At 42.4% G+C, this 25411-nt stretch carries 25 protein-coding genes; 11 read left to right on the forward strand and 14 right to left on the reverse strand.

All coding sequences use genetic code 11. The annotated features are described in order from the left end of the window. Positions 1–473: 473 nt before the first annotated feature. Both H5202_RS02895 and H5202_RS02900 read right to left on the reverse strand, forming a co-directional pair. Positions 474–1340 (reverse strand): cobalamin-binding protein, encoded by an 867-nt coding sequence (locus H5202_RS02895; RefSeq protein ID WP_182770719.1) that lies wholly within the window; start codon positions 1338–1340, stop codon positions 474–476. A gap of 139 nt (positions 1341–1479) precedes the next feature. Next, positions 1480–2517: a DUF2235 domain-containing protein gene (locus tag H5202_RS02900; protein ID WP_182770720.1), complete on the reverse strand. Its 1038-nt coding sequence runs from the start codon at positions 2515–2517 to the stop codon at positions 1480–1482. A 132-nt stretch (positions 2518–2649) separates the two neighbouring features. On the opposite strand from H5202_RS02900, the gene H5202_RS02905 reads away from it, so the two are divergent. The 3 genes from H5202_RS02905 to H5202_RS02915 all read left to right on the forward strand — a co-directional run bounded on the left by H5202_RS02905 (position 2650) and on the right by H5202_RS02915 (position 5554). Then, positions 2650–3192 (forward strand): hydrolase, encoded by a 543-nt coding sequence (locus H5202_RS02905; protein ID WP_182770721.1) that lies wholly within the window; start codon positions 2650–2652, stop codon positions 3190–3192. A 58-nt stretch (positions 3193–3250) separates the two neighbouring features. After that, positions 3251–4279: a sulfotransferase family protein gene (locus H5202_RS02910; protein ID WP_182770722.1), complete on the forward strand. Its 1029-nt coding sequence runs from the start codon at positions 3251–3253 to the stop codon at positions 4277–4279. Between the two features lie 99 nt (positions 4280–4378). Beyond that, the gene (locus H5202_RS02915) at positions 4379–5554 is read left to right on the forward strand and encodes an aspartyl/asparaginyl beta-hydroxylase domain-containing protein (protein WP_182770723.1); all 1176 of its coding nucleotides are present in this window, start codon (positions 4379–4381) and stop codon (positions 5552–5554) included. Between the two features lie 126 nt (positions 5555–5680). Here the strand turns inward: H5202_RS02915 and H5202_RS02920 are convergent, their stop codons facing one another. Beyond that, a complete protein-coding gene (locus H5202_RS02920; protein WP_182770724.1) occupies positions 5681–7255 on the reverse strand; it encodes a tetratricopeptide repeat-containing sulfotransferase family protein in 1575 nt (524 codons plus the stop codon). Positions 7256–7437: 182 nt separating this feature from the next. On the opposite strand from H5202_RS02920, the gene H5202_RS02925 reads away from it, so the two are divergent. The 4 genes from H5202_RS02925 to H5202_RS02940 all read left to right on the forward strand — a co-directional run bounded on the left by H5202_RS02925 (position 7438) and on the right by H5202_RS02940 (position 12170). Next, on the forward strand, positions 7438–8760 hold the full coding sequence (locus H5202_RS02925) for an ABC1 kinase family protein (protein WP_182770725.1): 1323 nt from the start codon (positions 7438–7440) through the stop codon (positions 8758–8760). A 65-nt stretch (positions 8761–8825) separates the two neighbouring features. Next, on the forward strand, positions 8826–9209 hold the full coding sequence (locus H5202_RS02930; protein ID WP_011636362.1) for a VOC family protein: 384 nt from the start codon (positions 8826–8828) through the stop codon (positions 9207–9209). Positions 9210–9474: 265 nt separating this feature from the next. Beyond that, on the forward strand, positions 9475–10260 hold the full coding sequence (gene bla, locus H5202_RS02935; protein WP_182770726.1) for a subclass B1 metallo-beta-lactamase: 786 nt from the start codon (positions 9475–9477) through the stop codon (positions 10258–10260). Between the two features lie 185 nt (positions 10261–10445). Then, complete coding sequence (locus tag H5202_RS02940) at positions 10446–12170, forward strand: RluA family pseudouridine synthase (RefSeq protein ID WP_182770727.1); 1725 nt, start codon at positions 10446–10448, stop codon at positions 12168–12170. Between the two features lie 123 nt (positions 12171–12293). On the opposite strand, the gene H5202_RS02945 is transcribed toward H5202_RS02940, so the two are convergent. After that, complete coding sequence (locus H5202_RS02945; protein ID WP_182770728.1) at positions 12294–12875, reverse strand: hypothetical protein; 582 nt, start codon at positions 12873–12875, stop codon at positions 12294–12296. A 227-nt stretch (positions 12876–13102) separates the two neighbouring features. Further along, entirely contained in the window at positions 13103–13639 is a 537-nt protein-coding gene (locus H5202_RS02950; RefSeq protein WP_182770729.1) for a TetR/AcrR family transcriptional regulator, read from the reverse strand. Positions 13640–13769: 130 nt separating this feature from the next. Here H5202_RS02950 and H5202_RS02955 point away from each other — a divergent pair, with 130 nt between their 5' ends. Further along, positions 13770–14201 (forward strand): VOC family protein, encoded by a 432-nt coding sequence (locus tag H5202_RS02955; protein ID WP_182770730.1) that lies wholly within the window; start codon positions 13770–13772, stop codon positions 14199–14201. A gap of 26 nt (positions 14202–14227) precedes the next feature. After that, the gene (locus H5202_RS02960) at positions 14228–15184 is read left to right on the forward strand and encodes a pyridoxamine 5'-phosphate oxidase family protein (protein WP_182770731.1); all 957 of its coding nucleotides are present in this window, start codon (positions 14228–14230) and stop codon (positions 15182–15184) included. Between the two features lie 26 nt (positions 15185–15210). On the opposite strand, the gene H5202_RS02965 is transcribed toward H5202_RS02960, so the two are convergent. Together H5202_RS02965 and H5202_RS02970 are read right to left on the reverse strand one after the other, a co-directional pair. Further along, positions 15211–16005, reverse strand: coding sequence for a prolyl hydroxylase family protein (locus H5202_RS02965; protein ID WP_182770732.1), 795 nt, complete (start codon positions 16003–16005; stop codon positions 15211–15213). A 150-nt stretch (positions 16006–16155) separates the two neighbouring features. Further along, positions 16156–17517 (reverse strand): aldehyde dehydrogenase family protein, encoded by a 1362-nt coding sequence (locus tag H5202_RS02970; protein ID WP_220493746.1) that lies wholly within the window; start codon positions 17515–17517, stop codon positions 16156–16158. 121 nt (positions 17518–17638) lie between these two features. On the opposite strand from H5202_RS02970, the gene H5202_RS02975 reads away from it, so the two are divergent. Further along, a complete protein-coding gene (locus tag H5202_RS02975; RefSeq protein ID WP_182770733.1) occupies positions 17639–17995 on the forward strand; it encodes a winged helix-turn-helix transcriptional regulator in 357 nt (118 codons plus the stop codon). A 150-nt stretch (positions 17996–18145) separates the two neighbouring features. Next, a complete protein-coding gene (locus H5202_RS02980; RefSeq protein WP_182770734.1) occupies positions 18146–18955 on the forward strand; it encodes a substrate-binding periplasmic protein in 810 nt (269 codons plus the stop codon). 172 nt (positions 18956–19127) lie between these two features. Here the strand turns inward: H5202_RS02980 and H5202_RS02985 are convergent, their stop codons facing one another. The 7 genes from H5202_RS02985 to cobT form a co-directional block, all read right to left on the reverse strand. Next, positions 19128–19325, reverse strand: a complete 198-nt coding sequence (locus H5202_RS02985; protein ID WP_182770735.1) for a hypothetical protein — start codon at positions 19323–19325, stop codon at positions 19128–19130. Between the two features lie 170 nt (positions 19326–19495). Beyond that, complete coding sequence (locus H5202_RS02990) at positions 19496–19954, reverse strand: hypothetical protein (protein ID WP_182770736.1); 459 nt, start codon at positions 19952–19954, stop codon at positions 19496–19498. 776 nt (positions 19955–20730) lie between these two features. After that, positions 20731–21369 (reverse strand): cob(I)yrinic acid a,c-diamide adenosyltransferase, encoded by a 639-nt coding sequence (gene cobO, locus H5202_RS02995; RefSeq protein ID WP_182770737.1) that lies wholly within the window; start codon positions 21367–21369, stop codon positions 20731–20733. Further along, positions 21366–22874, reverse strand: a complete 1509-nt coding sequence (locus H5202_RS03000) for a cobyric acid synthase (protein ID WP_182770748.1) — start codon at positions 22872–22874, stop codon at positions 21366–21368. The genes cobO and H5202_RS03000 overlap by 4 nt, the downstream gene beginning before the upstream one ends. 53 nt (positions 22875–22927) lie before the next feature. Further along, complete coding sequence (gene cobU / locus H5202_RS03005; RefSeq protein WP_182770738.1) at positions 22928–23458, reverse strand: bifunctional adenosylcobinamide kinase/adenosylcobinamide-phosphate guanylyltransferase; 531 nt, start codon at positions 23456–23458, stop codon at positions 22928–22930. Further along, complete coding sequence (locus tag H5202_RS03010) at positions 23458–24243, reverse strand: adenosylcobinamide-GDP ribazoletransferase (protein ID WP_182770739.1); 786 nt, start codon at positions 24241–24243, stop codon at positions 23458–23460. The genes cobU and H5202_RS03010 overlap by 1 nt, the downstream gene beginning before the upstream one ends. Before the next feature lie 9 nt (positions 24244–24252). Then, entirely contained in the window at positions 24253–25308 is a 1056-nt protein-coding gene (gene cobT, locus H5202_RS03015; RefSeq protein WP_182770740.1) for a nicotinate-nucleotide--dimethylbenzimidazole phosphoribosyltransferase, read from the reverse strand. Positions 25309–25411: the final 103 nt, after the last annotated feature.

Genomic DNA, 25411 nt, shown 5'->3' on the forward strand with positions numbered 1-25411 from the left:
AAGCTGGATCAATCCCCATGGCGACCTTTTCGCTGTTTGAAAATGTTGCGGGGCGGCTGGGAGTTCCAAGAGGGAACAGCCGTTGGTTTCCTCTTGGTCTGGTGTGGGTGAAGCGCCACGACGTTAGTGGCCGCAGGCCATAAAAGCAACAAGCAAACACCTGGATTCCGGCTCAAAAGCATTACCGGAATGACAAAGTATTTGGCCCGAGCAGGGTGGAACCTTGCGATGTTAATTCAAACGAAGTTTGAAAAATCCGCTGTGGGTGAAGCGCCACGACGTTAGTGGCCGTAGGCCATAAGCAAAACAAACACCTGGATCCCGGCTCAAAAGCATTACCGGGAAGACGTATTAATGGAGTTTGCTTGAATCAGAGTAACGCTTATTCATACTCTGGTGTGGGCGAAGCGCCACGACGTTAGTGGCCGCAGGCCATATTCACGTAACAACCGTTACCTTTGAAATAAAAAACTCTACCCTCTTACTTTATCCAACGCCCCGCAAACTGCATTTACACCCAAAATTGCCCTTGGGGTTGCCCTATGCAGTAAATCGGCATCAAACTGATATATATGCTGGTTTTTTACCGCGGGTAGCTCAGGCCAGTCAGACCAATTAATACCTAAAATATTGCCTTCATCTTGGCTTTGTAAAATCACTTCAGCGCCGGTTAGTAACACATTTTCGATGCTAATTTGTGGGTACTCACTTGCTGCGTTATAAAACACATTTTCACCATGACACACTTCAATAAGGTTTTGTATCCAACTGCCTTTTGCAACCGTCATCAATGGTGTTGACCATAATTGATAGAAAACTTTTACCGCAGGTTTCGTTTGGTTTTGCAACGTAATATCAGCCAACTGCTGACGATAGTCATCTGCCACTTGCTTGGCTTTACCCGAATGTCCGGTGAGTTTACCCAGCAGTTCAATATCCGTCGCAACATCAGCTAAGCGCTTAGGGTCACTATTAACAATGGTAAAACCTAAATCACGTAACTGATTAATGTCTTCTATTTTATTGCCGCTTTGCCACACCAGCACCAAATCGGGATTCAGTTCAATCACTCGCTCAATTTGGATGCCGTAATAACCACCGATACTCGGAATATTCTTAGCTGCTGCAGGGAAATCGGCATAATCGGTGGTGGCTACAATTGAGTCGCCGGCACCAATCGCAAACAGCATTTCAACTCCATGAGGCGATAGAGCAATAATCCGTTTCGCTGGCGGCTTATCTTGTAAATCATCTGAAGCCGTCGATTCAGCCGCGGGTAAAACGAGTGATACAGACAAGAGTCCAATCACTGTGATGAGCGTTAAAAATACACGTAGCAAAATACTGTCCTTAATCGAAATGTTTTTAGTAATGGTTAGTAATAGTGGTGACTAATAGTGGTGACTAATGGTGGTGACTAATGGTGGTTGCTATTAGTGGTTGCTAGCACTCGTTATTTAATGATGGTGTTAACACAGATTATTGCACCAGTTTATCGGGCCAACCATGGTTATCAATGTAATTTACCAAATTTTTCGGTCGATAATTACTGTCATTCAGCCAACGAGTTTTAACTGACTGATGTAATAATATCGGTGCTTGTTCTGGATCTAGCTCGCGCATAAAACGTTTTTTAACCCGATAAAAGCTGCGATATGAATCTTGAATATCCGCCATAGGGTTAGGCAATAAAGCATCGGCTAAATGTAACTCGACCGTTAAGTTAACCGCTCGCGCTTGGTTTATCATCCACTGCAACGCTATATCAGACAAGGTGCTACCGTCATCATTGGGGGCAACGCTACCACCAATGTTACTATGGGCGCCAATAAACCATACTTGCTGTATGTCTATGCTGGTTCGAGGTGCCCAAATGGTCGGTTCAAAATCGCTGCGATGTTCATCTAACGCAAGTGCATGGCGAGCCACTTTGACATTTCGGCCTAACTTGGCGTCATAAAACTCATCTTTGTCTTCAAACATGCCTAAAAAAGACAGTGGGATCCCCATTGCCCCAATGGTGTCCCACACACCAACAAAGGCCACTTCACGTGAAGGATGCGAATGTTGCTGACGAAATGCCACCGAGCGTTCACCATCTGGTGCAAAAGGTTTAGTTTTCATTTTATAGTGGTCAAACGCTTGCTGAATAAGCTTGGCATCTGGGCGAGTGACAATGCCGCAATTATTGATGAGGCCACACAAACAGCGCACTGTGTATGCACCACGGCTAAAACCAAACAGGTATATCTCGTCGCCAGGAGAGTAGTTTTGCACTATGTAGCGGTAAGCATCCATAATGTTTTTATGTAAGCCACGCCCAGTTGCGCCGCCTATCATGGCGTCATAGTACGAACCAATTCCCCAATCGTAAAACACCTGTTGCGGTACACCATCATCGGCAATGGGCTTGATGGCTCTGGCAAGTTTAAGCACATTAGTAGCGTGATCTTTTTCAAGATCTTTTTCGGGCCGATTCCAGGTTCCGTCGGCACAAATAACAATGCGTTTTTTCATATCAATCCCTGACATTATCTATGTGAACATTCATAACAATTATCATAGCCATAATAGACTAAATGCCTATTTTAACCATCGGCTAAATAACCAATACTCGAAAGCTAACTTAATCTATTCGAGTAACTGACCATGATAACAGCAGAACAAAGTGTATTAATGATTGTGGACGTACAAGGCAAACTTGCCCAAGTTATGCAGCAATCAGCCCAACTACACCAAAAGCTTGCAGTATTAATTCAAGGTGCACAACTATTTGATATTCCCATTATTTGGTTAGAACAATTACCCAATAAATTAGGCCATACCAGCGACGAACTCGCACAAATATTATCGCAAACAACTAAACCTATCGCCAAAGAACACTTTAGTAGCTGGCATTGTGAAGAAGCAAAACAACAACTTAAAGCATTAAACCGTAATAATGTCATTCTTGCGGGTATCGAAACCCATGTTTGCGTTTACCAAACGTGCAAAGATTTACTGGCCAACGACTATCAAGTACATCTTGTTGCCGATGCCGTTGCATCACGAGGTACAGACAATAAAGTACTTGGGGTGCAAATGATGCTTAATGATGGTGCCAATCTCACCAATGTTGAATCACTACTGTTTGAGCTACAACATGTTGCCCAAGGTGATCGCTTTAAGGCTCTACTGAAATTGATAAAGTAGCCATATGATAACGGTGTGGGTATGATGTTAAAAAATATAACAAAAACATCATACCGCTATGCATCAATTTGATCGGCCCATTATTATTTTATCCGCGCCTCGTTCAGGCAGCACTTTGTTGTTCGAAGTTCTATCAAAAAGCCAGTCCATATGGACCATTGGCGGCGAAAGTCATGCGCTAATTGAAACCATACCCAAGCTGAATATCGCCTATCGTCAATTTAGTTCTAATGCGTTAACGGAACAAGATATCGATGACGAGCTACGCCAGCAATTACTGCTACGCTTTAGCGATGCACTGCAAGATAATCATGGTAATAAACCCGATAGTATTGATACCACTAATATCCGCTTTTTAGAAAAAACCCCAAAAAACAGTTTGCGGGTCGACTTTTTTAATTCGCTGTTTCCCGACGCTTTATTTATCTATTTAGTGAGGGAGCCTAAAGAAAACATCAGCAGTATTATGCAAGCGTGGCGGTCGAATAAGTTTGTCACTTACCCAAATCTACCGGGATGGGATAAACGCAATTGGTCGCTACTGCTACCAGAAAAATGGCTGCAACTTAATCGCCAGCCATTACAGGCTATTGCCGCGTTTCAATGGCAAGCAGCTAATGAAGCGATTATGGATTCATTGCAAAAGATTGACAGTAATCGCTGGTGCATGGTGTCTTATGATCAATTAATTGCAGATCCTGCGAAAACCGTTAAACAGCTATGCCAATTTACTGATACGGATTTTGACCCTGCTTTAGCGCAATTATGCAGTAAGCCATTAGCGCATTCTCGCTACACCATCTCGACACCCAAACCCAATAAGTGGCTTGAAAATTACCATGACATCGCCAAAATCTGGCCAAATACTTCTACAACACTGAACAAAATCAATCGTCATTTACGCCAGCGCGGTCATCCAATCTATGACACTCAATGGCAGCAACACGACATTGCTGAGCCTATAGCACTAACACCCGAACCAACTGAAAAACTCGCTACGCCAAGCGAGCAAAATGTATCTCGTAACAGTCCCTGCCCTTGTGGATCAGGCAAACGATTTAAACAATGCCATGGCCAGTTACGTTAGCAGTTTGAGTTAGTCATTTGTAAATAGTCAGTAGAACGGGTAAAAATACCTTGTAAAGAAAATCATAACGTTAAGCGCCGTATTACAGAGAGCCCAATTATGAAGTTACCCCATGAGTTTTATCAGTTACCTTTTCGCTTTGATGTTGGTCAATTAGCCAAAGAGATCGAGCAATTTACCGAATCAGATTGGGTGACTCATCATGAAGGTTTTCAGGGTAATTCGGCTATTCCGTTAATATCTGTCAATGGCGAGTTTAACAATGACTTTAAAGGGCCAATGCAGCCCACTGCTGCGTTAGCAAAAAGCCCTTACATAAAGCAAATACTCGCCTCATTTGGTGAGGTACTCAGCCGTTCAAGATTAATGCGCTTAGCGCCAGGTGCACAAGTGCCACTGCATTCAGACATTAATTACCATTGGTATAAACGTGTTCGAGTGCATATTCCCATTACCACCACTGAGCAAGTGCAGTTTTTTTGTCATGACAAACAAGTGCATATGGGCGCAGGAGAATGTTGGATTTTCGACTCGTGGAAGCTTCACAAAGTGGAGAACAACAGCGACCAATACCGTGTTCATTTAGTGGTTGATTTAGCCGGTTCAAGTCAATTTTGGCGCACGGTGTTTCAACATTCACGTTCAATCGCAGATGATCAATCAACAACATTAAACAGTCAGTTAGTCGGTTTTAACCCAGACTCACCGGCAACCTTTATCACTGAGCAATTTAATGCCCCAGTGATCATGCCTGTCGCTGAGGTTGAATACTTAACCAATGAGTTGTTAGCAGAGATCAAACACAACCCTGTAAATCTAGTTGCTGAAGTGAATGCATTTTCAGTAATCATCGCAGAGTTTGTGGCCGATTGGCGGATGTTATGGTTGCAATATGAGTGCACTAAAGCAGGTTGGCCGCATTACCATGCGTTACGTGAACAAACTATGATAAAGGCTGTACAGTGCGCTAAATCACTGCAACTGACCCATTCTGGTTCGGCGGTAAAAGCGTTCGAACAATTGGTTATCGTGGCGTGTATGAATGTTGAACTTAGTGAGCAATTGGCAACACGCAAACAGGCTATTACTTTACCAAAAAACTCACCAAAAAGTGCAAATTTAGCATCCGTAAAATCTGCATCAGCAACATCAATAATACCAAAAAAAGCAGCTGAAGATAACGCTCGCACTATTGCTGCACCGCCATCTCGCAATAGTCCTTGCCCTTGCGGTAGTGGCGAGCGCTATAAAGCATGTCACGGTAAAGTGAATTAGTGAGAAGAATACCTCCATAGGTTTATCTGAGAATATATACAAAAATGGCGCTCTTAGGCGCCATTTCTATAAAGTCAGCCAAACTACGTTTTTTGGCTTATAAGAAATTCTTATTCCAAGTCCTGCTTAACCAAAGAATTGCAGTGCTGCTTTTTTCGCAATGGCATCTAACTCGGCTATTTGCTCAGGTATAAATGCTTGATACTTGTCTGCCTGACCAATTGCCTTAGGATTCATAGGCTGCCTAACTTGGCTAGCGCTAGGCGTTAATACGGCTCGTTCAGACTCATAAAAGGTAAAACATTGCGCTTGAGTCGTTAACTCACAGTAATCTAATATACGTTGAATTTGTGACTCTGGCTCACGCACTAATTGCTCAAAACAAACATGTAAAATCTCATTAGGGTACAACCTATCCCAATGTTGCATGATGTCTAAATAGTGTTGCCAGTAACTTGAAATACCCGCAAACGAATACGAATAGTCATGGCCAAAGCTGAAAAACTGCTTAAATACACTCAAGCCATTGTCGACGCTATTGCGCACCAGATTAATAATTTTTGCTTGAGGAAATAAGGTTTTAATTAAACCAATGTGTAAAAAGTTATTTGGATTTTTATCAATTACATAGGTTGGCACATCGTTAAAGTAATAATTCACTTCAGCTAAATACCGTTGGCGGAATTGATCAATATGGTTAGCAGAAAGCTGGCTTAATCTAGCCTGGTAACCACCCGACATGTCCATTTGCAGCGCAAAGCGTTCCATAAACGGTAACTCATCGGTAGCACCAACGTCGCTATGGCACGCCAAAATCTGCTCTACTAAAGTGGTACCTGAACGAGGCATACCAACAATAAAAATAGGTGTTTGGCTCGCGGTCGGCAAGCTATCAATATGTGGCGATGGTGTATGCCCAAGTAGCGACAGCACAATACTAGCAAACTGGGCTTGTTTAAACGGTCTGTGAAGCGCCATTATTTGATTGGCTAATAACATCGACTCACAGGCTTTATCGATTTTTTGTGTTTGCTCGTAAGCTTTACACAAAGCAAAATACACCAGCGCCTGATTTTGTTTGCTTAACGACTCATCGGTTGCAAAAGCTTGTAATGAGCTTAAATCATCTGTGCTGAATCGATATTGCTTTAAATCAGCCATACTCCAATAGCCAACACCCGCTTGTTTTGGACTTAATAAAATATATTGCTGATAAAAATTGGCCGCTTTTTCTGTGTCGCCTTTGGCTTTATAGATATGCCCCAAATTAAGCTGTACCGCAGGTTCAGAAAAATCATTCGCCACACACCATTCAAAACATTGTTCAGCTAAAGCCATATCACCAACTTTAGTGGCGACTAATCCGAGTTTGTATCGAAATTCCCCGGTATTTCCTTGGGTACTAATCAATTGTAATAAATACGTTTTCGCCAAAAAAAAGTCTTGTTTTACTTCAGCAATAGCCAATAAACCGGTCAATACAGGCACTGCATTAGGGTCTACGGCAGCGGCTGTAGCAAAATAATTTTCAGACTCGGGATATTGTTGCTGTTGTAAATGAATCTGACCTAATAAGCTCAATGCCCCAAGGTGTTTATCATCACGCTTAATCACTTTACGTGCGTACATTCTGGCCGATGAATAGTTTTTAGACTGAAACAGTGCTTCAGCTTGGCTCAAATATTGTTCAATAATACTCAAACTAGGGTCCTTATTATTATAGGTTTACTCACCCAAAGAATGGCTTAAATGCCTCTAAAATCAGAGTAACATAGAAAATAGTAAATTTTGACCACGCTATTGGCTCATATTGAACGAAATAATCAACTTCAGCGTACAATTATTATATTCGCTATAAGTTCATGCGACACAAGTGAGATCTGATGAAAAATAATGAAGCTAAAGTGCCAACCAGTCGATTGTCCCGATTATCAAAAATGGGCGGATTGGCTTCTCGCCTAGCGGGTAACGTGCTATTAGAAGGTGCAAAACAGCTTAGCCAAGGTAAATCGCCATCAATGCAACAACTGATGATGACTCCTAAAAACATTGGTCATGTGGCAGATAAGCTGTCGCAACTGCGCGGCGCTGCGATGAAAGTGGGCCAAATGTTGTCAATGGATGCTGGTGACTTAGTGCCTCCTGAATTGGCTGAAATATTGGCGAAGCTGCGTTCTGACGCTAAAGCCATGCCGCACAAACAATTAACTCAATTATTAGTTCAGCACTGGGGCCGTGACTGGCTGGCACCTTTTGCCCAATTTGAACTGCGCCCGTTTGCCGCAGCATCTATCGGCCAAGTACATTTAGCCTATTTGGATACTGGCGAAAAGCTGGCGATAAAAATTCAATACCCTGGGATCCGCGACAGCATCGACAGCGACATTGATAACGTTGCCAGCTTATTAAAAGTCTCGCGATTAATTCCAGCAAACGTAAAACTCGATACCTTATTGGCAGAAGCCAAAGCGCAGTTACATAACGAAGCAGACTATCAGTTTGAAGCACAGCAAATAGCACTCTATCAGCAACAGTTGGGTGACAACCCTAAATTCATCGTGCCTAAGGTCTATTCGCAATTGAGCAACAACAGCATTTTGTGTATGCAATATGTTGAAGGCTCCGCAATTGAATCGGTCGCACAGTATCCGCAAGACATTCGTGACAAGGTTGCCAGCGCGTTGATGGAACTGTGTTTTAAAGAGCTGTTTTGTTTTCAATTAGTGCAAAGCGATCCTAATTTTGCCAACTTTCAGTATCAAGCCGACAGCCAGAAAATAGTGTTACTGGACTTTGGTGCTACCCGCACCATTAGCGACACATTATCGCAAGGCTATATGCAATTGATGCAAGCTGCGATTGCCGATGATAAGCAGCAAATGAGCAATGCAGCACAACAGATAGGCTTTTTTCAAGCAGCCATCGACCCACAACAGAAACAGCTGATTATTGATATTTTTTACCAAGCTTGTGAGCCATTACGCACACAAGGAGCGTATGATTTTGGCTCGAGTGATTTGGCAAAAAGGATTACTCAGGCAGGTAAAGCCATGAGCACTCAACAAAATGAATGGCACACACCACCAACCGATGCTATTTTCATACATCGCAAGTTAGCAGGCATGTATTTATTAGCCGCTAAACTTAACGCCAATATTAATGTACATGCCCTTTTTAATCAGGTAGTTAATAGTAAAAACGAATAAGTTAACAAATAAGTAAAATAGATATATAAAATTGGTGTTTATTCACCCCAACAAGGAGAGTCACAATGTTCAGCCACATCATGCTTGGTGCCAATGATATCGAAAAATCAAAAGCCTTTTACGACGCAACACTAGGCGAACTCGGCATTAAACCAGGGGTAATTGATCCTAAAGGTCGTTGTTTTTATATGACTAGTACTGGTATTTTTGCGTTATCAAAACCATTAAACGGTGAACCAGCTTGCAACGGTAATGGCAGCACCATAGGTTTTCATGCTGATAATGCAGAACAGGCTAACGCTTGGCATGCTGCTGGTGTAGCGAGTGGTGGCGAAGCTTGCGAAGATGCTCCTGGTGTTCGCGACAGCCCAAATGGTCCATTATATCTAGCTTATTTACGCGATCCTTCTGGTAACAAAGTCTGCGTATTACACAGACCAAAGGCATAATCGTCGTTATTAATAATACCTTCTGTCATCAATAATGATGTCCAAATATAGATGAGACCTGTACGGTTTCATCTATATTTGATAGCTTAAGAATTCATAGCTTAAGACTATTGCCCATCTATTCGTTCAATACTATCCGCTTCACACAACCAATGTCATCGGGCATGAGTTTGCCTATGTTATCCATTATCCACAAATTCAGTGATACACTTTGACGCCTGTTCTCTTCAACTGAACTTCGACTGAACGTTAATTGAGTACCATTATGTTTTCACGAATATTGATATTACTAATTGGTTTTATTTGCTGTGTGCCACTTGCGATAAGCGCTGAGTCATCAGGTCAACTGACTATTACACCGCTCAGTAGCAATGCTTTGGTTAACGCGAATCAAGCTCAAGCAACACAAATCCAACTATTTGAATATCAGTCTTATTTTAAAACTGAAGACTTTGGTTTGGTCGATGCTAATGGCCTAGTGGTTGTTGAAGGTAAAGATGCGTATTTAATCGATACCCCATGGAGCGAGAAAGACACTATTGCGTTAGTCGAGTGGATAAAGCAGCAAAACTTTATACTCAAAGCCAGTATTTCAACCCATTCACATGCCGACCGCACGGCTGGAATAAGTTACCTAAACAGTATTGGTGTTAGCACTCACGTATCTGTAATGACTCAAAAAATATTGACCACACAACATAAAGCACTCGCAAGTCAGCCGTTTGATGGTGACTCGTTTACCCTAGCTAATGGTTTACTCGAGGCTCGCTATTTAGGCGCTGGCCATACAATTGATAACATTGTGGTGTGGCTCCCTAAGGCGAAATTATTATTTGGCGGCTGTTTGGTAAAAAGTGCTCATAGTAAGAGCATGGGTTATATTGCAGAGGCATCGTTAACCGATTGGCCACTGACAATTAGTAAGGTTAAAGCAGCATTCACTGATGCTGAGGTTGTTGTGCCAGGGCATGGAGCAATTGGCAATGCGGAGCTGCTTAACCATACACAAGAGTTAGTTAACGTTTATCTTTCCAAACATCAATTGGATTAACATTGCACGCTTCCACCCTGCACAGGCTAAAAGGGGATCTACAGCAATCCCCTCTTGGATTATCCCTATCGTTTCTGCAACGTTGTTTGAATTAACATCCTAAAAAATCCACTCTCACTAATTAATGCATCTGTTAGTTTGAAAGGGTAAAATAGCTGCCCTTTGATGTAGTGAGTGTGTTTTTGATGTCTGTTAACGACCCGTGTTTTATTCCTTTTAATGATGCGATAGCTTTCAATAACACGCTTGCCGAACAAGGGTTGTCTGAATCTTTTACCTTCCCGTTTTATTATCAACCTCATCCATTGACGATACTGGCAGCACAGCAGTTGCAGCAGGTGTTACTTGAGACGAATCCCTGGGGACATAATTTTGGCTTAGACAGCGAACGAGATCGTGGCATGGTCATTGGTAAGATGTTTGGTGTGTTGGTGGTTAAAGACACGCTCGGGCAACTTGGTTTTTTAGCCGCATTTTCAGGTAAGTTAGCCGATCAAAATATCTTGCCGCCGTTTGTGCCGCCGGTGTTTGATATGCTGACCCAAGACAGTTTTTTCAGTCATGAAAATAAACAGATTAACCAAATTAACCAATCGATTAGTCTGCATGAAGCCAATCCGTTACTGGCAACATTAACTGCGACGTTAGCGGCTCAACAACACCAAGCGGAAAGTGAACTTGAGCAGCAACGTAACGCAATAGTTGAAGGTCGTAAAATGCGTAAGCTGCAACGTGAGCAAGCAGATGATGCATTAGCGCAAGCAAGCATTAACGACGATAGCCATAAAACACTGTCTATCGAGTTAAGCCGTCAAAGTGTGCAACAGAAACATCAGCTGAACGCGTTAAAGCAGCAGTGGCAGACTCAAATTGAAGTCACTAAAGTGGCCTTAGATGAACTTGCGCAGCAAATAAAGCAGCTTAAACGTCAGCGCAAACAGCTTTCAAATGGATTGCAAAAAAAGCTGTTTGCTCAATATCAGTTTTTAAATGTCTTAGGTGAAGCGCGTGATTTAAACGATATTTTCAATGATGCACCGAATCATTTGCCACCAGCAGGTGCCGGTGAATGTGCCGCACCTAAGTTACTGCAATATGCGTTTACACATCAATTGACCCCAATTGCCATGGCAGAGTTTTGGTGGGGATCATCGCCTAAATCTGAGATAAAACAGCACAAAAACTATTACCCTGCTTGTCATGGCAAATGCCGACCTATTTTGACCCACATGCTAAAAGGCATGCAAGTTGATGACGATCCTCTGTTGATTAATCCGGGTAAAGATCAGCACATTGATATTATTTATCAAGACGATGCGATGGTGATTATTAATAAGCCTGCGGAGTTATTATCGGTACCTGGTAAAAATATCACCGACTCAGTATTTAGCCGTATGCAGCAAAAATTCCCCAATGCGACGGGGCCGCTGATTGTTCATCGCCTAGACATGTCTACATCAGGTTTAATGGTGATAGCACTCACTAAAGAAGCCAACAAAGCCCTACAACAACAGTTTATTCAACGTAGCGTGACCAAACGTTATATCGCGTTAATTGAAGGTGTGCCGAGCCAAGATGAAGGCGATATTAGTTTGCCATTGCGGGTAGATTTAGACGACCGTCCTAAGCAGCTAGTGTGTTACGAGTACGGCAAACATGCCGAGACTCATTGGCAAGTGTATCAAGGTCAAGGACAGCGTACTTTAGTATATTTGTACCCTAAAACGGGGCGAACTCATCAGTTACGGGTGCATTGTGCCCACCATGACGGCTTACACATGCCAATAGTGGGTGATGATTTATACGGAATAGCCACTAATCGTTTGCATTTACACGCCCAATATTTAGGCTTAAATCATCCAGTAACTGGCGTGGATATGGTGTTTGAAATAAAAGCAGATTTTGAATAGGCCGTTCTTGTTAATACCTAACCTCTTTTAGTTACAAGCTGAACCCTAGAAACGATAAAACCGATATTGAATTAACAATATCGGTTTTGATTATAGCGTTAGCTATACGTTTTGAACGGCTAATTAGAAGTTGCTCGGTTTCTCTTCTAAATGCATTTGCTCAACTAACCCTTGACCGGTTCTTTGTTGATATTTTGATTCAGCTTGCTGCATTCTTGCTCTGCCGCTGGTTAAAAGTGATTGACCTTGTTCTGTCTCACTTTGGCCCTCTGCAACATTGGTATTACCGTCTTCGATAAGTTCTTTACCGTCGGCATATTTGTCGTCTGCGTCTTCCCAAAAATCAGCAATGTCATCTAATTTATCGACAATCTCAGCTGCACGCTTGCCATTTTGTGCGCCCGTTAACGAGCTCGCCATTGCTTGGAATGATTGACGATGCTTCTGAGCTTCCTCTCTGGCCTGACTAATCAGCTTTTCGCCTTCGCGAATTTGAGTATTGCCTTTTGCCATCGCTTTGCGACCATCGGCCAACAAGTCTTCGCCTTTTTTAACGTCTTTTTGACCTTGCTCCCATTGCTGAGACACATCAAGATTCTTTTCGCTTTCAGCTTTCACTTTAGAAGCAAAATTATTCTGAGCAGTGGCACATCCAGACAGACCAACAACACCAACGACTAACAAACTACACAGTACAGTTTTCATTTAACGCCTCCATAATACGGGGGTAGAATCGGCGCAATTAAACAGCTTAGTAACACAAATAGCAAGTACTGATGCACATTAAATCGTGTTAATTAAACTCAGTGTCCTCGCGGTTTATCAGCATTCTCTTATAAATACAAATCGGCTCAAACAGAGAAAATAATATTGATTAAAAAAGTAAATATTAACAATGATTAAACATAAAATCATTGTTGTTTTAAAAGACACTAAATCAAAAAAATATGAGCCATTTCTTTGGCCATTAACGCAGAAGTTTTTATTCCTCGGGTATGAGCCATTACAATCGCCCCATCAACGAGCAAACCGATTTGATCTGCTTTATCTGTATCATGTAGAGGTAATTGTGCGCGAATAAGCTCGACAATGGCTTGTTTATGTTGGGCTGAAAGTACATGTATCGGATTGAGAACATCGGCATATTCCGCGCTGGCATTAATAAAATGGCAGCCAAAAAAACGCTCGCTATTAAACCATTCATTTAACGCATCAAAAATGGCTAACACACCAGACTCACCTGCTTGAACCGCAGCGTCTACTTTCATGTTAATTGAAGTAAGCACTTGTTGGTGGCGCTGCTGTAATGCCGCAAGAATTAACTCATCTTTGCTCCGAAAATGCTTATACAGTGTCGCTTTCGACACACCTGATTGCGCCAAAATTAAATCAATGCCAGTCGCGTGGTAACCCTGCTGATTAAATAACCCTAACGCAGTGTCGATCAAATGTTGCTTTCTTGGTTGCATGGCAATTTACCTTTATGGCTGAAGGTAAATTATAACAACTTTTAGCTTGACGTAAACAGTTCTGTTCACCTACGATAGTAGACAGAACTGTTCACCGCCAATTTACACTCACCAATTAAGGGTTATAACCATGTGCAGCACAACCACTGTTCCAAACTCAAATACAACGGCTTTTAACACGTTAGGCATTCATCACCTCGGCCTAAGCGTGCCAGACATTAAACAAACAGCTGCATTTTTTATCGAACAACTTCATTTTAGGCAAGTGGGTGAAAAACCAGACTATCCGGCTATTTTTGTTTCAGACGGCACCGTTATGTTAACGCTATGGCAACTTAACAACACAAGCCAAATGGTCAGTTTTGACCGTCGCCATAACGTAGGCTTGCATCATTTTGCGCTAAAAGTGGCTAATCTTGAACAACTGCAACACATACATCAACGACTCGCTAAACTTGATAATGTAGACATTGAGTTTGCACCAGAGCCATTAGGCGATTTACCGATTCATCACATGATGTGCACCATTCCCGGTGGCATTAGGCTTGAATTAATCGCCTAATCGCTTGGTTGGCATAAGGAAAAATAATGGATAAGCAACTGGCGCCCAGCTGGCATCAAGGCGAGCTAACCATGCAACAGCGAGCAGGAACAGACAAACGTATGGCTGATATTGGGCCTAAGTTTATTCGTCAATATCTGCCGCAACAGCATCGAGACTTTTTTGAATCACTGTCGATGATATTTATCGGTTATGCCAATCAGCTATTGCACACCAATGCCGCTGTGTTATTCGGTGCGCAAGGCTTTGTTCAATCGATTACCGACACCGAACTTGTGATAAACACTCAATATTCTATGGGTGATGTTATTAATGAGCATCTCAACGTAGGTGATCGGATCGGCTTATTAGGCATCGTATTTGAAACCAAAAGACGTAACCGCATTAATGGTGTCATTACCGACATCAATCAAAAAAGCATTCGCGTCCAAGTATTACAAAGCTACGGCAATTGCCCAAAGTACATTCAACCAAAAGTATTTATCCCTAATCGTTATTATGGTGAGTTTTCTAGGTCAACACGTAGCCAACTCAGCCTGACGGATAAGCAACTTATTACCAATGCCGATACCTTCTTTATTGGCAGTTGTTTTGATGATGGTCAGCAACTGAATAATCGTGGTGCCGATATCTCTCATCGAGGCGGCCCTGCTGGCTTTGTATCAATAAACCCGCAAGGACAATTATTGGTTAATGATTATGTCGGTAATGGTTTTTTTAATACGTTGGGTAACTTGCTCGAAAATCCCATAGCCAGCCTATTATTTTGCGATTGGCAACAAGGGCATGCATTACACATAACAGTATCTAGTCAGATAATTTGGCAGGATGTAGAACAAGCAGGCAGTGCAGAGTTTGTGAATACAACAGATACACTAAATAAAGACACCGTAACTCGAACTGAGCGAACCTTGTGCTTTACCCCACTAAAAGTAGAACAACTCACAAACGGGCTGGCTTATCGTCAAGCCAACCTGTTGTGAAAATAAAGGTTAAAAGATTGCCAGTGCTATAACTCAAACAACACATCGGTGCGGATAATGTATTTAACCCCAGAGAAAATAGGCTCTGAGCTATGAATACAATGCAGTGGATGCATGCCATGTGGGAAACACAATACACTTCCGGCTGGTGTTCTCACGTCAACTTGGCGCATATTATCGCCGTGTTTTGCTGGTAAATTTGGGTTGTCGGCATTGACTAAAAAACGCGTTGCGCCACCTTCAAAGTCTTCTGTCAGTAAGATTAGAAATGTCAGCAGACTGTAGCGATCGCCAAAGGCATCTCGCACTAACTTACCGTCTATAACTTGGCTTCCGGGCCACGATCCATCTGAATGCGGCTTAAAGAAATCACCTTCGTTATAGCGGTAAAAGCGAAAACGATTGTTTAACCCTAGAGCTGCTTTACCGCCAAAAATGCCCAAGTTATCATCCATAAGATGTTTAACCCTATTCCAGATAACTTGTTCAGTGGTGTTATCCACCACCCAGGTTAAGCTGTCATTGTGGCGTACATGGCGTGGTAACGACACAGCGGCGTCGGGTAAAAAACCCATAGACTCACTGACCGAAATTAACCGTTTGCACTCATCAGGCGTTAATACATTCAATAGTTGGAACGCACCGGGTACTTCGGCTAACATTTTTTTACTCACGTTAGCCCGCTCAGTGTCAGTCAACGTTGCTTCATTCAGCTCAGCAACATTAGCGTGATGATTAGCCCATGTCGGCAACGCCGGATGTTCTGCGCCGGGTTCTAGTGCCACCACAAAATAATCTGAATTTACACTTGTTGTGTTCATCTCTTTATACCTTTAACCATAAAATGAGCTAGCAAAGTTTTACTAAAAAGCGTGCTAACGATTGCTTGCTAATGATTTGTTATTAATAAAATTTTACCAATAACTGCTTACTAATGAAGGCTTACTCATCAGAGGGACTACACCCAAAAACTAATAACTCATCACTCGCACCTGGGCAAATTGGCGATGTCCTGCTGCAGTACCATGAAAACCAAAACCACTTTGCTTAGCACCTACCCAGGGAGCATTGCCTGCACCAGCCCCCTGATTAACCCCAACCATGCCAGCTTCAAGTTGCTCGGCAACATCTTTAGCACCTTGGCCACCAAACACCACAGCAGCTAAACCATAATGACTGTTATTAGCACGATGAATGGCTTGGTCAATCTCACTAAAACGGCTGATCGCCACCACAGGACCAAAGGTTTCTTCACGCTCTAGTAGCATTTCAGGCGTAATACCTGTCACCACCGTTGGTTGAATAAAGGGCAGATCATAGTCATCACTGCCCAATAAGAAGCTTGCGCCTTTGGCTTTAGCATCTTGTAACTGCTCAAGCACTTTTTGATGTTGTGTTGGGTTCACTATCGGGCCAATATTCACATTTGCGGCATCCCATGCACCCACACGATAACGGCTGGCTAATGCCACCACTTTTTGTTCAAACTCATCGGCAATTTGTTCGTCCACATAGACTCGCTCTGTTGAGGTACACATTTGCCCAGCGTTTTCAAATGAACTGGCTACAGCAAAGCGCACCGCGGCATCCATATTGGCACCCGCCATCACAATCATAGGATCGTTGCCGCCAAGCTCCATCACCAAGCGTTTTAAGCCAGACGCCGCATTGGCCATAATGTGTTTACCTGCGGCCATAGACCCAGTAAATGCCACCATGTTAATGTCTGCCGCCACTAATGCTTGGCCCAGGGCTTTGCCACCTTGAACCACTTGCAGTACATGCTGTGGTAACACCTGGTTAAGTGTATTAATAAATAACTCAGCTACCAGTGGGGTTTCTTCAGACGGCTTTAACACCACACTATTACCTGCAATTAAGGCAGGCATTAATAAGTTATTGGCCATCGCAAGTGGATAATTCCATGGCGAAATCACGGCCACCACCCCCAAAGGACGATACTGTAATTCAGTGCTATTACCCACATCCTCAGTGGCTAATGCATCCGCTATTTCACTGGCAAAATAGCCTGCATTTTGTAATGTACCGCCCACTTCATAGGTGGCTCGGCGGTAATCTTTACCCATTTCTTGGCCAATTAATGTCGCCAGCTCATCTTGAACCGCGTGCAATTGTTGATACGCTTTTACCACATACTGCTGACGCTCTAGTAAAGGCAAGCTTGCCCATGCCTTTTGAGCAACCTTCGCATTGTTTATTACGGTGGGTAATTGCTCAATAGCGGTTGTTTCGACACTACCGACTGCAGTGGCTTCAATGTGTTCACCGACATAATGATAGCTCGCGGGATCGTAAGAGGTTAATACTGCCATGGAGAAACATTCCTTAATGGTACTAAAGTGACGCTAGTCTAATTACTGCCTATTTTGATACAATGGAATACAAAAGCAACCAGTATACTTTTGGTAACCTAGAATAACTTGAGTTAAATTTATGAAAACTAAAATTGAAACAATGACTAAAGGCCAGAAAAAAGTTATTAACCCATGTACTGAGCCCTGCTCAGTTGAGCGTGGCATGCGGGTATTAGGCGGTAAATGGAAAGCATCTATCTTATGGCACTTGCAAGATGGTCCAGTGCGCTTTAATGATTTATCGCGCATGTTAGGCGGGGCGAGTAAAAAAATGGTCGATCAGCGCCTTAAAGAATTAGAATCCCAGGGACTCGTGACTCGCCATGTGATTAGTGATCGCCCTATTGCAGTGTCTTACAGCATTACTGAACTTGGTCGAACTGCATTGGATATTTTAGAACGTTTAAAAGATTGGGCTGATGAATATATTGTTTAGCAAAAACAACTATGGCCTGTAGTTCACCACAAAAATTAATTATCTGACAATAAAAAGCTTAATGATCACAATATTATTACAATATGGTAAACTTGCCCCCAATTACGGATATGAAATGCATGGAAGCCTTAATTTAAGGTGTTGTTATTTATGTTGCGTTACTTATCTGTGGTGATTTTGGTCATTACATTTTTCAGTTCGCCGGTTTCAAATGCTAGACCCGCCGTCACTTTTTACACAGAAAGCTATCCTCCATTTCAGTCGCTAAATTCTCAAGGAGAATTGGTAGGCTTTTCGATCGATATTTTACATGCTGCCCAGCAATACCTCGATTTTGATATCAATATTCAAATCATGCCTTGGAGCCGCGCTTATTATAATGCGCAGAAGTACCCGAATACGTTCATTTTTTCAATTGCTAATACCAGCAAACGCTTAGCCTATTTCAAATGGATAGGCGACTTTTATACTGTGCAAGATATGATCTATAGAAAAAGTAATCGTCCCGACATTCAGCTTAAAACCATAGATGATATTAATCGTTACTCTATGGCATTATCGCGAAACGATGCCTCACTAGATCGGCTTAAACTCGATGGAATACATCCCAATGTATACCTAGTAGGAAGCCAACTAGCGGCGCTAAGAATGCTTAATTTTGACCGGGTAGATTTGATTTATAATAACGAAGTAGGTTTTCGCGAAGACGTTAAAAAAATGGGCTTTAAAAGCAGTGATTTTACCGCTGCCCTGCCTGTGGTTAATATGCCAATTGGTATTGCCACCCATAAAGATACAGATGATGCATTAGCCAAAAGCATGCGCCAAGCATTAAACACCCTAAAACAAAATGGCCAACTTGAAAGCATAACTGCTCGCTGGTTTGGTGAAGATTTAAGTGCTCAATCAATCATACAAACAACTGACATAAAGGCCTTAACTCAAGCTGTACAAAAATAGATTGTTAGTCATGACATCTCTGCTGTGATTTATCTCAGTTATTCCTAACTTACTCATTAGATGTTTGAACATCTTCAAGCCACTGGGGAATTTCTTCATTTTCTAAATCTGCCCAAGGTATAACCTGCCAAGTTTCATCTAGCAAAAACTCTTGTCGTAACAACGCCAACTCTTAATCAGTATCATCTTCCCATTCACTAGGCGGCCACTGACCACTTGAATATTCCAATAACATGCCTGGTTCAGAATAGATAACCCCGTCAGGTACAACCGCTGAAAACTCAAAGCCCATGTCCTCAGTTCCTGTCACCAACGTAATTATTGGGGCGAATTGTTGCAGTTTTTGAATCATATCAGTACGAGTTATCAACAGCTCCTTAATGTGTATACTTTGATTAATGATTTAGTTGATTAAAATATAATCGACATAAGAAATAGATGAATTTTTTGATTGATTAAATTTTACTGTAAAAACAGTCAAGTACAGCTTTTATAAAATGGCTCGTCTATTGACTGGCAGGAGACTCATATGAGTTATATTTACTTGACCTCGCTATATGAAAGTGTAGAAAAAGCTTTACCATCAATTGGTGTATCATCTTCCTCAAATGAAATGTTTGTAATTTTATTATCCACGAGTCCAACAGCTACGTAGCTAAGTTTTTTGTATTCATCAGGTGCCCCGGATATTTTGTAAATATATCTGCTGCACGCGCTATTTGGTGGTGCATAAACTCCATGGATTGTAATGTTTTCATGGAGGTAGTAAAGCAACGCTGTATAATTAGCGATTTTGTCAGGTATTTCATTTTTTGGAATATCAACTGCACGCATTTGGGTGTAAATGTATTTAACATTAAACCTATTTATAGGGTTAATGGAGTTTTTCAAATCCGATATAAGGTTAATATAAACTTCTGAATTTTTTATATTGCAAGTTTCCGCCTGCGCGACTGCAGGCAGCATTAGAAATATCGTTAGCAGAACAGATGCTTTCATGGAACCTTCCTGGTAAATATAACGTTATAGTTTTTATGCGTTGTGTGTTTTGCAAGGAATAAATCGCTTGTTGGACTTGGCCTATGCCACATCCATATTAATCGGTAACTTTTTACTCAATGCAAGATGCTATAGGAATTTGATTTTTTAGGTAGTTGTTTTTTTGTACGGCCTTGTAGCTAATCATCTGTGCTGATTACACCTTTTAAGAGAGGTTTTTCGATATTTTAGCTTTTATATTACCCATTTATGAGTTTTGCCACATAATGGGTCATAAATAAGTTACTTGCCTTGCTTGTAATGGGTTTGATTCAACTTTTAACTTGAGGACGTTGAAGACTTTTTACAAAAAGAATACGTGAGCTAGCCAAGGCCTTTCTCGCACATCTGACCGATAAGGATATTGGAAATGTCATATGATGTAGGGAACATCATTGACCATGTGCTTCAAGGCATTCAGGCATCCTGCCTATCAGAGCCATCTAGCTTTCGAGGGGAAGGGACGCCCCATCGGAGGCGTTAGCATTTTTGAATAAGGTCGAAGACGATTAAATACGCGATTTAAAGCTAAATCAATTTCCGTCGCGACCTTTTCGCTCTTTGAAAATGTTGCCGGAACGGCAGGGGTGATCCAAGAGGGGATTGCTGTTGATCCCCTTTTGGCCCGTGCAGGGTGGAACCTTGCGAGCTTAATTCAAACGAAGTTTGAAAGATCTGGTGTGGGCGAAGCGCCACGACATTAGTGGCCGCAGGTCATAATTTCAAAGACAAAAATGTTAATAATCAAACCCTAACTGGGCTTTAACACCATCGTTAAACGCATGTTTTACTGGCAAAATCTCGCTCACAGTATCTGCCAACTCAATGATGTCACGATGACAGGCTCTGCCGGTAATTATCACATGCTGCATCGCTGGGCGATTTCTTAATGCCGTTAATACTCGCTCAAGCTCGATATAGTGGTAACTGACCATGTACGTTAATTCGTCTAACAACACCATGTTAATCGATTCGTCTTTCAGCAGTTTTTCAGCTTCAAGCCAGGCTTCCATTGCGGCTTGGGTGTCTTTTTCTTTATCTTGAGTTTCCCAGGTAAAACCCGTTCCCATTACATGAAACGGCACTCCTGCACCTTCAAGTAAATTGCGCTCACCACAAGCCCAAGTGCCTTTAATAAATTGCACTACCGCCGCTTTTTGCCCATGGCCTACAGCACGAGTAACAGAGCCAAAACCTGATGTCGATTTGCCTTTTCCGTTACCGGTTAGTACCAACAAAATACCTTTTTCGTCTTGGGCTGCAGCAATTTTAGCGTCAACACCCACTTTGACTTTCTGCTGACGGACTTTGTGGCGTTCAGCTTTGTTGGCATCAATAGCGCTAGCTTGTTCGTTGTCGTGGTGATCAGTTGTCATGAGATTATTCCTTTCAATGTATTCATATCCAAATGCGCTTCTAATACATCGGCAAGACGATTTAGTTGCTGCTCGCGGATCTGGTTAATATCGATATGCTGCGCGTTGGTTAATCCTGCCCAGCCTAATATGAGTTGGCAAGCTTGTGGGCTATCAAACAAACCATGTATATAAGTGGCTAAAATTTGTTGGTCATCACTCAGTAATCCATCTTGTTTTGCCGCAAGCAACCGTTGCTCGGCCATTTGCTCAATTAATATGGGCTGAGTTACGCAATCTTGAGTAAGTGAGGACTCACCACAATGGATTTCATAACCACTAAACTCGGCCACTTGGTGTTGTAAACGTAAGTGACCACTTACTTGAGTTAAGGTTTTGCTGGCAGTTAATACGGTAGTAATGGGTAATAAGCCCAATCCGTCACTGCATCCAGCAATATCTTCAATGCCTAAAGGATCATCAATTAATTCACCCATCATTTGATAACCGCCACAAATTCCGATGACTTTACCGCCGTAACGTAAATGGTTTTTGAGCTTAACATCCCAACCTTGTTGACGCATAAAAGCCAAATCCGCACGAACATTTTTGCTGCCTGGTAAAATGATGACATCGGCGTTAGGCCACACCGTCGAGCTTGCATCGCTTTGCATACTCACATAATGAAAATCAATTTGAGGGTGTAAACGCAGTGGATCAAAATCGGTATGATTACTGATCCTCGGGTACACCAATACCAGTACGGTTAACCTAGTCGACTTGTCTGTTAATGGATTAATGGGGGCGTCAATTAATGCATCTTCAGCGTCTAGATGTAGGTCGTGCAAATAAGGGATTACGCCTAGTACTGGTTTTTGGGTATAGGCTTCAAGCCAATCAATTCCCGGTTGCAACAAGCTGATGTCACCGCGAAAACGATTTATCACAAAGCCTTTTACCCGTGCTTGTTCACTTAGGCTTAATAGCGCCAACGTACCAACCAAATGGGCAAATACGCCGCCCTTATCAATATCAGCAATAATGATCACTGGGCAATCTGCCACTTCGGCAAAGCCCATGTTGGCAATATCACCTTCACGTAAATTGATTTCTGCCGGACTGCCCGCCCCTTCTATTACCACCAGCGAGTATTGTTGTTGTAAGCGCCTGTAAGATTGCATCACCGCCGCTAACGCTAAGGTTTTATAATCTTGGCTCTCGGGGCCGAAAAAGGCTTTGGCTTCTAATGTGGTTAACGCTTTACCGTGAATAATGACTTGGGCGCCGGTGTCTGAACTAGGCTTTAACAATACGGGGTTAAAATCGGTATGTGGGGGGATGTTACACGCAAAAGCTTGCAGTGCTTGGGCTCGGCCAATTTCACCACCATCGACAGTCACGGCACTGTTTAATGCCATATTTTGTGGTTTAAAAGGTGCGACATTAATGTACTGTCGGGCAAAGACTCGGCATAGTCCTGCAACCAGGGTACTTTTCCCCGCATCAGAAGTGGTACCTTGCACCATCAATGCACCTGATAGGGGATCAGAGGTAAGCTCACGCGGCACAGCAGGCAAAATTACACTTTTAACGCTAAAGGTAGACCGGCAACCACTAAGGTCACTTGATCTGCTACTTCGGCGATAGCTTGATTTAACCAACCGGCTTCATCAACAAACTGACGGCTAAGTTCACCCATTGGCACAATGCCAGAGCCCACTTCATTACTGACTATGACCACATCGCTTTGCAGCGCTGACAAATTGTCGATGAGTAACAACTTTTGTGTGGCCCATGAAGCACCGTCATTTAACAATAAGTGATTAGTTAACAATAAGGTCAGGCAATCGAGCAAGATAACTTGTTGTGGTTTATCTATCGCAATTAATGTTTGAGCTACGTCATAAGCTTGTTCGTGCAATGTCCAGCTATGGGCGCTGGACATACGGTCTTGTTGGTGTTGATTAATGCGCTCAGACATTTCATTGTCTAAAGCTGTTGCTGTGGCTAAGTAAGCACATGAATAACCAATAGCCGCGTATTCCGCTACACACTGCTCGGCATATCGACTTTTACCACTGCGCGCACCGCCCAACACCAAATGAATCATTAGCTTAAACCAACAGCTAAAATAACTAAGTAACAACACACTTCACTTATTTGTTGTGCAGCGCCTAGTGTGTCACCAGTGTAGCCTCCAATTTGTTTACGGAAAAAACCGCCTAACAAAATGCGAACTAACCACAAGGTAATAAACAGCACAAATGCCGCCACACCGTTAAGCCATAACAACACAAATATGCCGCTTGCAATCAACATAAATAAATCGTTTAGCTGTCGATTTTGCACAACCGACTTAGACTTACTGGTATTGTCATCACGAACATATTTTTCACTAAAAATTAAACTGGAAGCAACTACACGGCTTAAGGTGTGACCCACTACAAGGGCACTTACTGCTGCCATCGGACTATATAAAGCCAGCTCGACTAACAATTGCCACTTTAGCAATAACACTAATCCCAACGACAAGGCACCATAACTGCCTAAATGCGAATCTTTCATGATGCGCAGTTTATCTTCTACCGTTAAACCACCACCAAAACCATCAGCGGTATCGGCTAAACCGTCTTCATGGAAGGCGCCAGTGACTAATACACCCGCTACCATGGATAATAAAATAGCAATACTCGCCGGTAAAATCAGCTGTGCCAGCCAAAACACCAACGCACAAATCAAGCCTATGACTAATCCCACTAAGCCAAAATAACGGCTAGCTTTGTTGAGTTTCTCGCTATCAATCACCACCCACGATGGAACCGGGATCCGAGTAAAAAAACCCATCGCCACAAAAAATAAATTTAACTGCCGCAACCATTTTATCTCGCCAGACATGTTGTACCCTTAAACCACATTATTAACGCCAGCATCATCGAAACTGGCCATTTGATTGTAAAAATTCACTGCAGCTTGAATTAACGGTAACGCTAACGCGGCACCAGTCCCTTCTCCAAGCCTTAATCCCAGCGACAGCAACGGCGTTGCTTGTAGCTGTTGTAACAAAAACTTATGCCCTTGTTCCTGCGACTCATGAGCAAAAATTAAATAGTCTCTTGATTGTGGGGCTAATTTTACAGCAACTAATGCTGCAGCAGTAGCAATAAAACCATCAATCACTACTAATATTTTTTGCTCCGCCGCCGCAAGAATCGCGCCGGTCATTTGTACAATTTCAAAGCCGCCTACATGAGCCAAAATAGCTTGCGGAGAAACCAACTCATGTTGATGTAAATCAAGTGCTTGGTTAATTAATTTTGTTTTTATAACCAAAGTTGCATCATCTATTCCCGTGCCTCGACCGACACATTGCTCAACATCAATATTGAGCATAGCTGACATTACCGCAGTAGCAGCTGAGGTATTGCCGATACCCATTTCACCTAAAGCAATTAAATTACACCCAGCATCAACATGACGAGTAATCAACTGTCGAGCAAATTCAAAACCTTGGGCGACTTTTTCAAGTGGCATAGCCGCCGCTAAATGCATTGCTTTAGTCCCTGCGCCTAAGCGTTGGTCGATAACATTTTCTTGGCCTGTAAGCGGTTGTAATATTCCGCAATCGATTATTTCAAGCTCAAACCCGACCTGTCTACAAAACACATTAATTGCCGCGCCACCTTGGACAAAATTATGCACCATTTGAGTGGTCACTTCGCTTGGCGCTATCGACACGCCATAAGCTGCAATGCCATGATCGGCGGCAAACACTAACATCGTTGGCTTAGTGATTTGCAGCGGTGTGCTTAACGACGATTTATCGCCGCTGTACTGCACTCGAGCAATCTGTAATGCCAATGATTCTAGCTGCCCTAACGCACCTAGCGGTTTGGTTTTTTGATTAATCTTATGTTGAATAATGGCATCAACATCGGGCTTAACCGCTTCTACAACAAACATGACAACTCCAACGATTTTGCAGATAAATTTCCAGATGATGTATATCGCAGCATTCATCAAACCCTTAACAAAGAGCTTATCTAGTTCTTATCAAAGTACTCAT

This window comes from Shewanella sp. SG41-4 (assembly GCF_014164505.1).
In the GTDB taxonomy this organism is placed as follows: Bacteria; Pseudomonadota; Gammaproteobacteria; order Enterobacterales; family Shewanellaceae; genus Shewanella.